15 protein-coding genes and 1 pseudogene are annotated in these 16,181 nt (G+C 38.3%); 8 read left to right on the top strand and 8 right to left on the bottom strand.

Annotated elements, in window-relative coordinates:
- Nucleotides 1-9: 9 nt before the first annotated feature.
- Entirely contained in the window at nucleotides 10-1,602 is a 1,593-nt protein-coding gene (locus NQ782_RS17340; protein ID WP_000575778.1) for a TerC family protein, read from the bottom strand.
- 326 nt (nucleotides 1,603-1,928) lie between these two features.
- On the opposite strand from NQ782_RS17340, the gene NQ782_RS17345 reads away from it, so the two are divergent.
- The 4 genes from NQ782_RS17345 (at nucleotide 1,929) to dinB (ending at nucleotide 6,034) form a co-directional block, all read left to right on the top strand.
- Entirely contained in the window at nucleotides 1,929-2,552 is a 624-nt protein-coding gene (locus NQ782_RS17345) for a TIGR00730 family Rossman fold protein (RefSeq protein WP_001089658.1), read from the top strand.
- A 197-nt stretch (nucleotides 2,553-2,749) separates the two neighbouring features.
- Nucleotides 2,750-4,141, top strand: coding sequence for a multidrug transporter subunit MdtD (mdtD, locus tag NQ782_RS17350; protein WP_000994601.1), 1,392 nt, complete (start codon nucleotides 2,750-2,752; stop codon nucleotides 4,139-4,141).
- A 77-nt stretch (nucleotides 4,142-4,218) separates the two neighbouring features.
- On the top strand, nucleotides 4,219-4,977 hold the full coding sequence (locus tag NQ782_RS17355; RefSeq protein WP_057093592.1) for a GH25 family lysozyme: 759 nt from the start codon (nucleotides 4,219-4,221) through the stop codon (nucleotides 4,975-4,977).
- A 1-nt stretch (nucleotide 4,978) separates the two neighbouring features.
- On the top strand, nucleotides 4,979-6,034 hold the full coding sequence (gene dinB, locus NQ782_RS17360; RefSeq protein ID WP_057093594.1) for a DNA polymerase IV: 1,056 nt from the start codon (nucleotides 4,979-4,981) through the stop codon (nucleotides 6,032-6,034).
- A 58-nt stretch (nucleotides 6,035-6,092) separates the two neighbouring features.
- Here the strand turns inward: dinB and NQ782_RS17365 are convergent.
- Nucleotides 6,093-6,155 (bottom strand): annotated as a pseudogene (locus NQ782_RS17365) (hypothetical protein); the annotation flags it as partial.
- Between the two features lie 199 nt (nucleotides 6,156-6,354).
- Between NQ782_RS17365 and NQ782_RS17370 the strand changes: the two are divergent.
- On the top strand, nucleotides 6,355-6,708 hold the full coding sequence (locus tag NQ782_RS17370; RefSeq protein ID WP_000216804.1) for a RidA family protein: 354 nt from the start codon (nucleotides 6,355-6,357) through the stop codon (nucleotides 6,706-6,708).
- A 146-nt stretch (nucleotides 6,709-6,854) separates the two neighbouring features.
- On the opposite strand, the gene NQ782_RS17375 is transcribed toward NQ782_RS17370, so the two are convergent.
- The 4 genes from NQ782_RS17375 to NQ782_RS17390 all read right to left on the bottom strand — a co-directional run bounded on the left by NQ782_RS17375 (nucleotide 6,855) and on the right by NQ782_RS17390 (nucleotide 12,073).
- Nucleotides 6,855-7,355 (bottom strand): DUF2726 domain-containing protein, encoded by a 501-nt coding sequence (locus tag NQ782_RS17375; protein ID WP_000291528.1) that lies wholly within the window; start codon nucleotides 7,353-7,355, stop codon nucleotides 6,855-6,857.
- Between the two features lie 313 nt (nucleotides 7,356-7,668).
- Entirely contained in the window at nucleotides 7,669-10,047 is a 2,379-nt protein-coding gene (locus NQ782_RS17380) for a YgiQ family radical SAM protein (protein WP_000102049.1), read from the bottom strand.
- 214 nt (nucleotides 10,048-10,261) lie between these two features.
- On the bottom strand, nucleotides 10,262-11,521 hold the full coding sequence (locus NQ782_RS17385; protein WP_057093597.1) for an esterase-like activity of phytase family protein: 1,260 nt from the start codon (nucleotides 11,519-11,521) through the stop codon (nucleotides 10,262-10,264).
- 147 nt (nucleotides 11,522-11,668) lie between these two features.
- Complete coding sequence (locus tag NQ782_RS17390; RefSeq protein WP_000350995.1) at nucleotides 11,669-12,073, bottom strand: helix-turn-helix domain-containing protein; 405 nt, start codon at nucleotides 12,071-12,073, stop codon at nucleotides 11,669-11,671.
- An 81-nt stretch (nucleotides 12,074-12,154) separates the two neighbouring features.
- On the opposite strand from NQ782_RS17390, the gene NQ782_RS17395 reads away from it, so the two are divergent.
- From NQ782_RS17395 to NQ782_RS17405, 3 genes are all read left to right on the top strand, one after another.
- Complete coding sequence (locus NQ782_RS17395) at nucleotides 12,155-12,640, top strand: DUF2938 domain-containing protein (protein WP_001098177.1); 486 nt, start codon at nucleotides 12,155-12,157, stop codon at nucleotides 12,638-12,640.
- Between the two features lie 16 nt (nucleotides 12,641-12,656).
- Entirely contained in the window at nucleotides 12,657-13,223 is a 567-nt protein-coding gene (locus NQ782_RS17400; protein ID WP_057093599.1) for a flavodoxin family protein, read from the top strand.
- Nucleotides 13,224-13,528: 305 nt separating this feature from the next.
- A complete protein-coding gene (locus NQ782_RS17405; RefSeq protein WP_086231100.1) occupies nucleotides 13,529-14,137 on the top strand; it encodes a lytic transglycosylase domain-containing protein in 609 nt (202 codons plus the stop codon).
- Between the two features lie 55 nt (nucleotides 14,138-14,192).
- On the opposite strand, the gene cysK is transcribed toward NQ782_RS17405, so the two are convergent.
- Together cysK and NQ782_RS17415 are read right to left on the bottom strand one after the other, a co-directional pair.
- Entirely contained in the window at nucleotides 14,193-15,191 is a 999-nt protein-coding gene (gene cysK / locus NQ782_RS17410) for a cysteine synthase A (protein WP_057093601.1), read from the bottom strand.
- A gap of 206 nt (nucleotides 15,192-15,397) precedes the next feature.
- Nucleotides 15,398-15,940, bottom strand: coding sequence for a GNAT family N-acetyltransferase (locus NQ782_RS17415; RefSeq protein WP_002059886.1), 543 nt, complete (start codon nucleotides 15,938-15,940; stop codon nucleotides 15,398-15,400).
- Between the last annotated feature and the right edge of the window lie 241 nt (nucleotides 15,941-16,181).

Below are 16,181 nucleotides of genomic sequence, written 5' to 3' on the forward strand. Positions count from 1 at the left end.
ACACGCAATTTAATCTTTCGATTCATCTTGTTCGATAGAAACAATATGAACTTTCTCGATTTTATGGCCTTCCATGGTTACAACTTCAAAGCGATAACCATCCGCTTCAACAGTTTCACCATTTTCAGGTAAACGGCCTAAATGGAATAATAAATAACCCGATAAAGTAGAATATTGTTCACTTTCATCAACTAAGTCACGACCAAGTAAAAGCGATACATGACGAATATCGGTTGAACCTTCAAGTATTAACGAACCGTCTTCTAAACTTTCTGCTGCTGCATCTAGTTCGTCTTCATCAGGGAACTCACCCGCAATTGCTTCTAAAATATCAATTGGTGTGGCAATACCTTCAATTGAACCATATTCATTTAGAACAATCGCCATTTGTAAAGGAGCCTGACGTAATTGCTCCATCACCATAAGCACTTGAGCATTTTCATGCACAATAACTGGCTCACGTAAGTGCTTTTGAAAATCGATAACGCCTGTTTCAATAAAGCCATTTAAAACTTTATGTGTAAGCGCAATACCTTCAATATTATCAAGTTCACCACGAGCAACAATTAAACGTGAATGTGTCATCGACATTAAACGTTCTTTTAAAACTTCTGGTTCTTCGTCTAAATCAATCCATTCAAGCTCAGGTCTTGGTGTCATCACTGACTTTACTGGACGTTCAGATAAACCAAGTACACCTTGTACAAGCACACTATGGTAAGCGCCATTTTCTTCATCAAAGACTTCATCAGCAAAAGCTTGAGTTGCCAATACATCTTCTTTATCAGCCGTTTGAGCGTCTGAAGTAGAACCGCTATTTTTACTGCCTAACATACGTAAAACCGCAGAAGCTGTGCGATAACGTAAATCTGTAGTAGTCACTAGCTTCTCTTGGTTGCGACGCATGGTTTGGTTGATCATTTCGACTAAAATTGAGAAACCAATCGCAGCATATAAATAACCCTTCGGAATATGGAAACCAAAACCTTCCACCACCAAAGAGAAACCAATCATCATCAAGAAGCCAAGACATAGAATAACCACTGTTGGGTGTTTATTGACAAAGTCCATGAGGGGTCTTGAAGCCCACAGCATAATACCCACAGCAATCACAACAGCAACCATCATGACTGACAGCTCTTTCACCATACCTACAGCAGTAATTACGCTGTCTAATGAGAATACGGCATCAAGTACAACAATCTGAACGATGACCATCCAGAACGCAGCATGAACAGGATTATCTTCTTTATGAAGTTGTTTACCTTCCATCCGCTCATGCAATTCCATGGTGCCTTTAAAGAGCAAGAACACACCACCGAACAATAAAATCAAATCGCGGCCAGAGAATGGATGGCTAAAAATATGGAAAAGTGGTTGGGTGAGTGTCACGACCCAAGCAATTGAAGCTAAGAGGATAAGACGCATTCCCAAAGCGAGTATTAAACCCACTATACGTGCCTTAGTACGTTGTTCTGGTGGCAACTTTTCAGCCAAAATGGCAATAAAGACGAGGTTATCGATCCCTAGTACGATTTCAAGAACAATTAATGTCGCTAGGCCTACCCAAGCAGACGGATCAGACATCCATTCAAAGATCATTGATCCTGCTCCTGTGCTGGGTGGATTTTATCTTTATTGGGCAACGCAAAAGGCATGCCTAGACAAAGGGGGAATAATGTTTTTTTAGGACAAGAAATTAAAACGGAGCGACTACAACCACTACCCATATTTGTTCATATGTTGTTAAACGAATTTTCAGTATAGGCAAGATTTAACATAAATTCATCATTTTTATTTGATCATTATATGTATTCACCAAACCCATACAAAACATGAATCTTTCCTATAAAACTGCTTATAAAGTTGTCATATTTTTTGCTTAGTGTAGACAAGAAATATGAACGTGATAAGGTGAAAATAAAGCAATGAATAGCGTATTAACAATGGCAGTAAATGATTCACCAATAACATCTGTAAAAACAACACAACCTCTTATTGCATTATATTGTGGCTCACGAGCAGGAAATAACCCGATTTATCGCGAAAAGGCAATTGAATTAGCCAGCGGAATTGCTGAACAAGGTTTTGGTTTGGTGTACGGCGGTGCCAGTATTGGTTTAATGGGACAAGTCGCAGAAAGCGTACTTGCACATGGTGGAGAAGCTGTAGGGGTCATTCCTGAATTTATGCTTGATTATGAAGTGGCGCATGCAGGACTGACCGAACTCCATGTGGTAGAAACCATGCATGAGCGTAAAGCCATGATGGCAGAGCGCGCGAGTGCTTTTATCGCGCTACCTGGCGGTTTAGGTACATTCGAAGAAATTTTGGAAATTGCGACTTGGGGTCAACTCAACCAGCACCAAAAACCCATGATTTTATATAACGTAAATGGTTTTTATAATGCGTTAATTGCTCAGTTAGACCATGCTGTACAAGAAGGCTTCCTTCCTCTTCAGCATCGAGCTAAATTAATTGTATGTGAAGAAATCGACCAAATTTATAACGTCATTAAAAACTTAAAAATGCCAAAGAGATTTGTTGTTTAAGCTCTCTACCTCAACAAAAAAGCGGATTCTTCCGCTTTTTTTATTTTATCTAATTATACTCATTCACTTGAAAGTCCGGTTATATAGCTGCTCTAAATAATAGAAGTTAAACTTACAAAGCGTTTATTCAACATTGACTTACTTTTTTTAAATTCAATTTGTTTTACACTAGGCGAAAACGTTAATTTTCAAATGTTATGAATGCCACGCCAACCCATCAAGCCTTGCAACCCGAATATCGCCTATTGGTTCTTTTGGTTTCCATTGGCTTTTTTATGCAGGCATTAGATACAACAATTGTAAATACTGCCATTCCTGCAATGGCACACCATTTAAATGAAGATCCATTACGTATGCATAGCGTAGTGGTGGCCTATGTTTTGTCTGTAGCGGCCTGTATTCCTTTAAGTGGATGGTTGGCTGACCGTTTTGGTGTTAGAAATACATTTTTATCAGCAATCATTATTTTCACGCTTGCTTCCTTAGGTTGTGGCCTTTCTCAAAGCCTAAATCAGCTTTTATTTTTCCGTGTCATTCAGGGTGTTGGGGGTGCGTTATTACTCCCCGTTGGTCGTTTATCACTTTTAAAAATTATTCCCCGAACTCAGTTTTTAGCTGCCATGAGCCTTATGAGTCTGGCAGGTTTACTAGGCCCTTTAGCTGGTCCAACACTCGGTGGTTGGCTCGTTGAAGTTGCAACGTGGCATTGGATCTTTCTTATTAATATTCCAATGGGAGTATTGGGCATATTAATGACATTAAAGGTCATGCCAAATGTAAAAGAGCCTACCGTTAAAACATTTGACCTTATTGGGTTTGTGCTCTTAGTCGTCGCAATGATTGGCTGGTCTTTGGGTATTGAACATCTTGCCTCACCTGAGTATTCCAAATGGTTTAGTATTTCTTTATTAGTGGTCGGGGTAATTGCAACCCTTTGGTATGCCTACCATTCACATACCCATCAAAATGCATTGTTCCGCAGCCGACTCTTTAGAAACAAGATTTACGCGATTGGTATTTTAGGTAATTTCTTTGCCCGCTTTGGTGGTAATGCCTTACCTTTTGTTTTACCACTCATGCTACAAGTCGCTTTTGGTTTTGAGCCATTCATTGCGGGATTAATGATGATTCCGCTAGTGTTAGGGTCGCTTTTCTCCAAACCGATTGTTAGACCGATTATCCAGAAAATGGGTTATCGCCGCTTTCTGTTAATTAACACAACCTTAGTGGGTCTATGTATTGCGTCTTTTGCCATTATGACTGTCGACACCCCAACTTGGTTTAGAGCTTTACACTTTTTCTTATTTGGTACATTAAACTCATTACAATTTGTGGGAATGAATACGCTCACCTTAAAAGATTTGCCTCAACAAGATGCAAGTAGCGGTAATAGTTTCTTATCAATGATTATGATGCTTTCAATGAGTATTGGTGTTGCACTGGCAGGTACACTCATTAATGTATTTACCGATTACTATGGTACAGCACATGTGACAACTGCCTTCCATGTTACCCTCATTTGTTTAGGCTGTATTAATATCATTACCGCACTGATCTTTTGGCAAATACCCAAAAATACGCCTGTGTAAGCAGTTGCATTTTTAGCGTGGTTTCTCGCTCGCGAATCACGCTATGATGTGAACTTCATATTAATACTGAGTTTTGCATGACCAAGCTGGCAAAAACCTTTTCTGCACCACGCTACAATACCCTCATTGGGATTGTTTTAGCTTGTGTTATGGGGGTTCTCACCTACTTCGGTCTGTTCTACCAGCAAAAAGCTATTGCTCAAGATTATCCAGTTCAAGGCTTTGATGTCTCTCACCATCAAGAAAATATCAACTGGAAAAAAATATCACCCCAAAAATTTCAGTTCGTCTATTTAAAAGCGACTGAAGGCGGTGATTATAAAGATCCAAAATTTCAAGAAAACTGGTTAAAAGCACGCGAACATGGCTTTCATGTCGGGGCTTATCATTTTTATCGTTTATGTCGTGATGGTAAAACACAAGCTGAAAATTTTATTGCAACTGTACCTAACAAAGCTGATGCCCTTCCTCCCGTTATTGATCTGGAATATGACAGCAACTGTATTAATTCCCATACCAAAGAACAATTACTTAAAGAAATAGGCATCATGCATGACAGCTTAAAGCATCATTATGGTAAACAGCCTATCTTTTATATTTCCAAAACTTTTTACCACATTGTATTAATAGGTAGTTTCCCTAATACACCTCTTTGGGTCAGAGATTACGAAGGGAAACCTGAGCTGAAAGACAAGCGAAAATGGCTCTTTTGGCAGCATAGTAATCAAGGTAAAATTGAAGGCATGACCAAGCCAGTAGACTTAAATGTTTATGAAGGTTCAGTCAAAGAATGGCACCAATTTTTACAGCAACAAGGCATCGTGAAAGCACAATAATATGCGCAAAATCATTCATATCGATATGGATGCCTTTTATGCATCGGTCGAATTGCGAGAACGTCCTGATCTAAGGCATCTCCCAGTAGTTATTTCATCGCATAATCCACGCGCCGTAATTGCAGCTGCTTCTTATCCTGCCCGTGAGTTTGGTTTACGCTCTGCCATGTCCATGAGCCAAGCAAGGAAACTATGCCCTCAAGTTGTTATTATTGAGCCGAATTTTGAAAAATATCGTGCCATCTCGGCTCAAATTCATAGTATATTTCAACAATACACCACTCTTATTGAACCTTTATCTTTAGACGAAGCGTATCTTGATGTCACTGAAAATTTAAAACAAATCGCGAGTGCGACCGAAGTGGCTATGCATATTCGGGAAGATATTTTCAGGCAAACCGGACTGACAGCCTCGGCTGGTGTAGCACCTAATAAATTCTTGGCAAAAGTTGCGTCCGATTGGAATAAACCGAATGGCCTGTTTGTTATAAAACCTTCTCAAGTAGCCAGTTTTATTCAGGACTTACCCTTAAAGAAAATTCCAGGAGTAGGCAAAGTTACTCAAGAAAAACTCCAACAGCTTGAATTGCATACACTAGGCGACTTACAAAAAATTGAAGAAGCTGTTTTAGTTCACCACTTCGGTAAATATGGCCAACAGCTTTATTTATACGCTCAAGGCATCGATAACCGGCCCGTTCAAGCTGAACGTGCCCGACAGCAAATTTCAAAAGAAACCACATTTGATAGTGACTTTACTTTAGCTCAGTGCCAACCCTACTGGCATGGTCTAGCCGAAAAAGTCTGGCAAAGTTTAGAGAAAAAGCAGCTTAATGCTCGTGGTGTAAATATTAAGCTCAAACTTAAGAATTTCCAGACTTTGCAACACAGTAAAAGTTTTAAAAACCCAATTCATTCTCAACAAGACCTGATTCAAGTTTTATTCTTACTTTTAAATGAGATGCATATTCCCGAAAACTTCCAATTTCGGCTCATTGGTATTGGGGTTTATCAATTACAAACTAAAGCTGACGACTTTCAGTTGTCTTTATGGTGAGTGTTGTTTTTTTATACAAAAGAACAAGTTTTAAACAAAAACAGTTCCCTTTTGCTTAAAGTTTGAAGTAATCTAATCAGCGCATATTCATTACCCATGTATTTGCAACATGCCAAAGCAACCTTTACTTTCGGCATATCGTCCTGTGATTGGCGTGACGACCAAATCCGAATATTACAGGGCACTTAAAGTACATGGAGCTTGCCCATTCTTATAAATCACAACAATAATCTACTGAAATTCTTTTGCACTTGCTTGCACCTGCCTACGAACTCTTCATAAAATCGAACTATTCAATAAAGACACTTTAGAGCATTTTTATGACGGTAAAACGCTTACACGTGACTTCAAGATATTGTGAAGTGGCGATTTCGGGTAATTTAGTTCATTTAGCAGGGCAGCTCGCTGATGACACCAGTGTAGACATTACGGCGCAAACTCAACAAACTTTGGACAATATTGATCGCTTACTTGCTGAAGCCGGAACCGACAAAAGTCATATCCTGTCTGTCATGATTTTTCTAAAGGATATTGATAAGGACTATGCAGCCATGAATGCGGTGTGGGATGCATGGATTAGCAAAGAGCATCCACCTGCTCGTACTTGTGTTGAATCTAAACTTTATGCACCTGATGTACTTGTAGAAATGACCGTTGTTGCGGTACTTCCTTAATTCTTATTAATTTTAATTAATAAAAAAACTGAGCAAGATCATGATCGATATTGCTCAGTTTTTATACTTTTAAAGTTGATAATATCAGCATTTTTTAAAATCTTATTTAATGAGGCTTAAAATTAAATCACTGTAAGACCTAATTTTTAAGACTTTACAAAAGCATTTGAAATTCTTTCTAGCTGAGGCGTTGCATGTAAAGTTGCCATCTCTGATTCAGGGGTCAATAAGTCTCTTCTTAACTCATGATAATCTGGCACAGTGCTGTAACTTAATACACGATAGCCCGCAAGCTGTAATAAACGGCGCTCATATTGTTGATGTGCTCGGCGTAAACCACTTTCTTCAAGCATAACCACTACAACAACCTGATAATTTTGATCAAGCACAACAAAGTCAGCTGTCATATTTTGATATTTGCGGCGAGTGTGAGCATATTTCGTTGTTAATAATGCATCAAATGAAACATGAGCTAACACAGTAAATTTAGGCAATACTGTCTGTAAACGAGTTAATGTCATTTGTTCATGACTACTTAACACGGCACGGCGCTTTAATGCACTGTCTTGTTGGTGCTTTCTTGAGAGGCTTTTCGCCGCCATAACAACGGTCAAAAATAGTAATAAGATTGTAATTAAATAGTACATGGGTCCATCCTTTAAGTTTTTTATAATGATTTTGCTAGATCACGCTTTGTTTTAATTGATAACGACACAGCCGTTCTTTAAAAGGTTCACTTAGTAATTTCACTTGTAGTTATCAAGCTTGGCTTAAATTTAGCCACCCTCACATTATTTATAAACACAGACTCAGCAACAATCAAGTGCAGCTCGTCAGATTTTTAGAATTTATCATTTTTCATTACACTTTTTACATAAAAAATGCTCAGAAATCTCACCATATGATTTATCCACTCACTTTAAAAATAAAAAAGGCTCTTAAACAGAGCCTTTTTTATCGTTATCCACGAGCTTTTGATTTTGGTTTACTTTTACCACCAAATGGTCTCTTTTCACCTGTCTCACGAGGTGGTAGACCCGTATGTTGAGTCAGTACCTGCCCTTTTTGCGGTCGTTTATGCTGATTTTTATTTTGAACTGTTTGACCTGAACGCTTCACTGAATCGCCTGCAACAGTCGAGTTCTTCTTACGCGCAGATTTATATTCTCCTTCCGCCCCTTTCGGTTGATAAGTTGGAATTAAATGTTGCTTTGAATTACCAATTAAATCAGCGCGGCCCATTTCTTTAAGTGCTTCACGAAGTAATGGCCAGTTATTTGGATCGTGGTAACGTAAGAATGCTTTGTGCAGACGACGGCGTTTTTCACCTTTTACAATGTCTACATTTTCAGTGTAACGCGCCACTTTTGCGAGTGGGTTTTTCCCTGAATAATACATGGTTGTCGCAGTTGCCATCGGTGATGGGTAGAACGTCTGTACCTGATCGGCACGGAAACCATTCTTCTTCAGCCAGATCGCAAGATGCATCATGTCATAATCAGAAGTACCTGGGTGTGCAGCAATAAAGTAAGGAATTAAATATTGCTCTTTTCCTGCTTCTTTACTAAAGCGATCAAACATTTGTTTGAAACGGTCATACGTACCAATACCCGGTTTCATCATCTTAGATAACGGGCCTTGTTCAGTATGCTCTGGTGCAATTTTTAAATAACCGCCAACATGGTGTTGTACCAGCTCTTTGACATATTCAGGGTTCAATACTGCAAGGTCATAACGTAATCCCGATCCAATGAGAATCTTCTTCACCCCTTTAATCGCACGTGCTTTACGATAAAGCTGTACTAAAGGTGCATGATCGGTATGCAAGTTTTGACAAACACCCGGATATACACAAGAAGGTTTACGACAGTTCTTCTCAATTTCAGGGTCTTTACAATGCAAACGGTACATATTTGCTGTTGGACCACCTAAGTCTGAAATAATACCGGTGAAGTTCGGCGCTGTATCACGAATTTTCTCGATCTCACGTAAGATCGAATCTTCCGAACGGTTTTGGATAATACGGCCTTCATGTTCTGTAATCGAACAGAATGTACAACCACCAAAACAGCCACGCATAATATTGACCGAGAATTTGATCATATCAAATGCAGGGAAACGCGCATCTCCATATGCAGGATGCGGCAAACGTGCATATGGCAAATCAAATACATAATCCATTTCCTCTGTGGTTAGAGGAATTGGAGGTGGATTGATCCAGACATCACGCTCACCATGACGTTGAACCAAAGCACGTGCATTACCAGGGTTGGTTTCAAGGTGCAAAATACGGTTTGCATGTGCATAAAGCACTTGATCATTTGCCACTTCTTCAAAAGAAGGTAAACGAATTACAGCCAATTCTCGCGGAGGTAACTTGTGTTTAATCGCTTTTGATTGAGCAGGCTTTAGCTGAACAATCTGAGTATTTTCATCAAGTTGGTCGCCTTCACGTACAATCGGATTTGCAACAATTTCTTTTTGAAAACCTTGATATTGAGCTAGTGTGTTGCCTTTATCTTTCTCAATTTCACAACCATCAATATCTTCAGTCATGACATATGGGTTAATAATTGGGTCAACACGCCCAATCGTATCTACATCATTACTGGCAATTTCAACAAATTTTGCTTTAGCCGCTTTGTTATGTTTATTAATAATAAATGCTGTACCACGAACATCTGTAATCTCGTGGATTTTTTCACCTTTTGCCAAACGGTGCATCACATCAATAATGGCACGTTCACCATTACCATACATAAGCATATCAGCTTTTGAATCCATCAAAATTGAACGACGGACTTTGTCTGACCAATAATCATAGTGTGCAATACGACGTAAACTACCCTCAATACCACCTAATAGTACAGGTACATCTGGGAATGCTTCACGACAACGTTGGCAATAAACCGTTGCCGCACGGTCAGGACGTTTATTTGGTTCATTGTTTGGAGAATATGCATCATCCGAACGGATTTTACGATCTGCCGTATAGCGGTTGATCATCGAATCCATATTGCCCGCAGTCACTCCCCAAGCAATCGTTGGCTTACCCAATACACGGAAACTTTCAACATTAGTCCAGTCTGGCTGTGCAATAATACCGACACGGAAACCTTGCGCTTCAAGTACACGTCCAATCACACCCGATACAAATGATGGATGATCAATATAAGCATCGCCACAGACTAAAATAAAGTCACACGCATCCCAGCCGAGTTGGTCCATTTCTTCTCGTGACATCGGCAAAAATGGCGCTGGTTCAAAACACGACGCCCAATATTTGTCGTAATCAAACAACGCTTTTGGCGCAGTTTGCATAGTATAAGCGGTAGACATGGCTTGCGAATCTCGGCTAGCAGATGGAGGAGAGACATCTAAAGATGAAAGCCGATCATTTTAACATGAATTTCATTCATTTTCCTTGTTTATAAAACACGCGAAAACAATAATATAGAAATTAATTTGATTAAAGTTTGCTCAATATTTTATTCTTAGATTAAATACGGCGGAATAAAATCCGCCGCAGATCGAACTCATTTATTTATATAATTTAGAAAAGAGCTTTTGGTAAACGAATCTGAATAATCTCGTTATCATCGGCCAACTTTGCATTACGTCCCGTCGACCCAGGGAAGTTATTATCATTGAAAACCGTCAGTGTTGTACCATTTTCAATAATTACATCTTCAATGGTTTCAAATGGGAAGGCAAAAACCTGTCCCGTACCAATATCCCCTGCTCTAGCTGTGCCATACAACATATTCGGGTTAGCAATTTTAATTAAATCGACTAAGTCTTCGCGGCTGACCAGCTGGCCTGACTCATTTAATTTAATACGAATTAATTTTTTATAACCGCCTAAATTCTTCTGCGTGGCATCACGTTCAATAATAATACCCTCATTATTATTAAAGAGTTGGAAATCACCAATATTGGTAGCTTTACTGTCTAACTGGAACCAATAATATTTTCCTGTATACGCTTTTTTCTTCAGGTCAAATTGAGAAATCAGCAACTGTCTTTCTGTTTCCCGAATTGATTTAATTGGCTTTTCTATAAGAGGGTAAAGATACTGCCCATCTGGCGAAATCGCCATTCCTTCAAAACCGCCACTTTGTTGAACAAGAGGTTCCACAAAATTAATTTGTGCTTTATTAAATTGATTTTGTGGTGAACGTAATTCTTGAGTCGGATTTAATGGATTTGGTAAAGGAATCGGAGCGTCTAAAAGTACACCATCTGCTGAGAAATGGAGTAAATATGGACCAAATTCATCTCCAATCCAGTAGGTCCCATCACTCGTACGCTGCATCGACTCTGGGTCAAAATCAGCACCCGTTAATAAACGCTCAGGTGTATTACCATTGATGATATTAAATGGAATTAATTTATTCGGATCACGCAGTTGGATAAAACTTTGCACAGTAACTTGACCGGTGCCTTTAGTTTTAGTTTTGAAATCAGGCTTTATTTTATAAATACGAAGTAAAAAGTCTGATGAATTATCTTGAGTGCCAAAACCGTTATCGGCCATTGCCATATAACTGCCATCTTCATTTTTTAATGCTGCAGAAAATCCCTGTACAGGTTGACCTTTAAACGGAGGATAAATTCCATTTGCACCTTTCACATATGCTCCTGAGTCTGGTCCAGCAGCATAAGTTTCTACAGGTAACTTAGCAAAAGAAATTAGAGTTGGTTCGGTAACGTTTTCAGTAGGTGAAGTTTGATCTTGATCGTTATCATCGTTACATGCCGTCAATCCTAAACTGGCACAGCATAATAATGCGATTAAAGTTTTTTTGCTCATGATTTTATACAGTTGGTAAAAAATTAAGCAAATTTAATCAAGCTTGTATGAAGTTTTTGCTTCAAAAATATGAAATCTTTATGGCGAAAATATGACAAGCCTATTGTTTAGCACCCAATACAAAACTGAACTTATTAGTAAAGCTAATTAAAGTTTTGTGGGCTGATATTCTCCAGCAATTGCTGCTTTTAAAAATTTTTGGAAAGTGGGACATTCCATATGATTTTCAGCAGGACATACAGCAGCGTGTTCTAATCCTTGGCTGATAAAATGCAATCGCTTTGCCATTTGCTCTAATTGTTCAGCTTTATCTTTTAGTTTTTGACGGTCAAGATCAGGCTTACCATCTTGCCCAAACATTGTGGCAATTTCATTTAAAGAAAAACCTGCAGCACGACCTAAAGCAATTAATGCCAGTTGATCAATTACTTGTTTGCCATATTGTCGACGTAAGCCCTGCCGTCCTATCGATTTAATTAGTCCTTTCTCTTCATAAAAACGTAGGGTAGCCGTTGTGACTTTTGCCTTCTTAGCGACTTCACCAATATCCATAACACCCTCTTGACTTCAAGTGAACTTTAACTTGCACAATAAATTTATCACGTTTCATACGTATAAAAGCAAGGTGTAAAAATGAATACCTCCACTCTGTTCTTTCAAGCTTTATGTCTTGGTATTGGTGCAACCATCGTTATGGATATATGGCTATTAATACTAAAAATATTTAAGGTCCCGACTCTAAACTTTGCCTTTCTTGGACGTTGGGTGGGCTGGATATTTCAAGGAAAACTCGTCCATCAATCTATTGCTAAAAGTACCCCAATGAAGGGGGAATATTTATTAGGCTGGATTGCTCACTATAGTGTCGGGATTATCTTTGCATTGAGCTTTCTTTTAATTGTAGGTTCGACTTGGCTCGACCACCCTCAGTTTTACTCAGCACTACTGTTTGGTTTGGTCACCGTTCTCATTCCTTTTTTTATTATGCAACCAGCTATGGGTAGTGGTTTTGCCTCATCAAAAACACCTCATCCTTTTTTGAACTGTCTGAAAAGTTTGCTGAACCATAGTGTTTTTGGCTGTGGTTTATATCTCACTGCAAAACTATTTCAAATTTAAATAAAGGGAAACTTCCATGAAAACTGTTGCCATTATTTACCATAGCCGCCAAGGCCACACTCAATTTATTGCTCAGCAAATTCAAATTGGCGTCTTGAGCCACCACAATATTAAAGCAGATTTACTCAATGCCGAAGATATTATCAACAGCCCAGAAATTCTTATCCAATATGAGGGCTTAATTTTGGGATCCCCCACTTATTTAGGTGGTGTATCTTCCAAGTTAAAACAACTCATGGATGCAACTGGTCCATTATGGAAAAAACAAAGTTTTAAAGGAAAATTAGCGGCTGGATTTACCGTTTCATCTCTACCTGCTGGTGATAAACAATCCACACTAATTTCAATTTTTACTTTTTGCATGCAACACGGCATGTTATGGGTAGGTAACCCAATTCTACCAGAACAACATCAAGGTGTTGCCTATACACAAGCAGCTAACCGACTCGGCTCATGGTCAGGTTTAATGGCTCAGGCTGAACATGGCAGTAATGCCGATGGGTTTGATGAAGGAGATATTAAAACTGCTCAACAATTTGGCGAAAATTTTGCATTAACCTTAAATGCTTATCAAGGGACTTAACACCATAGTTGAAAAATAACTGTAAGTTAAAACGTACAAAATTTGGGGTTATTAACGGATATTCAACTTGAGTATTTTTTCATAACATATAAATCATAGAGAGACAGGAAGTCTCATTGAACAAGAATAAGAACGCAGGAAGCGGTAGTTGACAGGAGTTAGCTACATAAAGCTGAATACGAAGAAACCTCGACAGGATGTCGGGGTTTTTTCATTTCAATAATACAAAAATCTTACTTTCTGGTTGGGCTGAGCAACAGAACTTATATTGATCCGATAAATACGGCTGAATACCATCATTTCATTTGAAATTTGATTATTGGTTTTGTATTTTGCTTACCTCATCTTTAGCTCAAGATCATTTTGCACCAACACAATTACAGCGCCTTAGTCTCAAATTCTTTATTATTGCGTTGATGACAATAATGACGGGATGTACAAGTTTAGGCCCTAATAGCGGTTCATTTTCTTGGCGCTCAAGTAAGCTTTCGTCTGGCTTACAAAAAGCTTATTCCGTTCCGCCAAGTACAGCGAATCGCCTATCTCCAATGATTATTCAAAGCGCTGATAGATATAATGTTCCACCGCTTTTATTGGCAGCCGTGATCAGGCAAGAGTCTAGCTATAATAGTAATGCACGCTCTCCCACCGGGGCTATTGGGTTAACACAAATTATTCCCAGTTATTGGCAACAAACTTGTGCTGGTAACTTGTATGATGAATCTACCAACATCCAATGTGGTGCTTATATTTTAAATCATTACTATCAGACAGCAGATAGCTGGTTCAAAGCGACAGCATATTATAATGTTGGTCCAACAGGATATGAACGAAGTTTCTGGACACGCCACAAAGCAAAAAAATATGCTCGATCTGTGAAACGTCATCAGAAAACTTTAAAAAGTGCTTTATAAATTAAGATTAAATAAAAAAGCCCATTTATTAATGGGCTTTTTTATACGGTTAATTTTATTCGTCAAATAAACCTTCAAATAAAACAGAAGATAAATAGCGTTCCCCACTATCTGGAAGAATAACAACAATTGTTTTACCTGCATTTTCAGGACGTTCTGCAATTTTAGCTGCTGCTGCCAATGCAGCACCACTTGAAATACCCACTAAAATACCTTCTTGGGTGGCACAATTTCTCGCCCATTGAATTGCTTCTTCACTACTCACTGGTAAGACTTCATCAACCAGATCTAAATCAAGATTCTTTGGAATAAAGTTTGCTCCAATTCCCTGAATTTTATGCGGTGCTGGTGTAATGTTCTCACCTTTTTTTGTTTGAGTAATAATTGGAGACTCAGCAGGTTCAACTGCTACTGAGTACAATGGCTTATTCTGAACTTGTTCAAAATAACGAGAAATACCCGTAATCGTACCTCCTGTACCTACACCAGCTACCAAGATATCAACTTGCCCACCTGTTGCTTGCCAGATTTCTGGTCCAGTCGTATCAACATGAATTTGTGGATTAGCTGGGTTTTCAAACTGTTGTGGCAAGAAATAAATTTCTGGCTGTTCAGTTGCTAATCGCACAGCTTCATCAACTGCACCTTTCATTCCCTTCGCTGGTTCTGTTAGGACTAAATTGGCACCGAGTGCTTTTAACACTTTTCTACGTTCAAGGCTCATACTTGCAGGCATAGTTAAAGTAATGGAATAACCTTTTGCCGCCGCTACGAACGCCAATGCAATACCAGTATTACCACTGGTTGGTTCAACAATATGCATGCCTTCTTTTAGCACACCACGTTTTTCCGCATCTGCAATAAGTGCCGCTCCAATACGGCATTTCACAGAAAAAGCTGGGTTACGACTTTCTACTTTGGCTAATACAGTTGCATCAGTTTTAATCAAACGATTAATACGTACTAAAGGAGTATTACCAATAGCTTCTGCATTATTTGAATAAACTGCGGTACCTAAATTATTGGGTGTTGGGAATTGTGGATCAGTAGACATGTTATATCCTTATTAGATTTGGAATAATTCTGAATCATTATAGGCTTGTCAGTTAAACAGGAAAGTAGAAAAAGTGAAGTAAAATAAAAAATGGAATTTACATCAAAAATAAAAAGATATAAAAATAGCAAAATCAAATAATTAAAATATATAGTATCCAATCTAAAGTAAACTTTCGCTACAGCATTAAAGCCCAAGTATAATTACTACCAAAGTTCACCTTCTCGCCAATCTGCACAAATAGTGTCCTCTTCTGAACTATTTGATAGCTGGTCTTTCATCTGAATATTTAAAGGATATAGCATAATTTCATACTCATCCGTTAGATAACTACAAGTGTTTTGTTTGATAAATAAATTTCCTTTCCAAACAGTCCATCCTAATTTTTCATAAAATGCTTCATCTTCTGGTTGTAATGCAGCAAGCCCATATTCCAGATGAGTTAATGTCTCTACTAAATATTTTAATAATTGTGATGCAATCCCCTTACCTCTCATCGTGTAACCAGTGGTCACATACTCTACATAAGCAGTTTTCACATCGGAACTACCATTTATGGTAAAAACTCTATCCGTCCATAAGGCATGCGAGACAATTTGATTGTTTAATATACCAACGACATGAATAGCTTTTTGCATAAAAGCATATTGACTCCAAGGATCTTCATCAAAAGCAGAAAAACATAACTCAGCAATCTGATGACGTTGATTTCTATCTAGATCTTGGGCTGCGATAATTTTGAACTGCATAGATGAAAACTCAATTTGAACTATTTATAGATTAAGCAAATATTGGAATATTATGAAATTATTCTTTATTCCATTATTTTAGTTTTAATAATTCTTCAAATAATTCTTTATTGATTGATTTCCCATATAAAAAAACACCCCAACCTCTTTTGAGATTGGGGTGTTTAGAATAATGAGCTGGCGATGACTTACTCTCACATGGGTAATCCCACACTACCATCAGCGCTAAGAGGTTTCACTT

It is taken from the genome of Acinetobacter sp. BD54, assembly GCF_044778325.1.
GTDB classification, from domain to species: Bacteria; Pseudomonadota; Gammaproteobacteria; order Pseudomonadales; family Moraxellaceae; genus Acinetobacter; species Acinetobacter baumannii.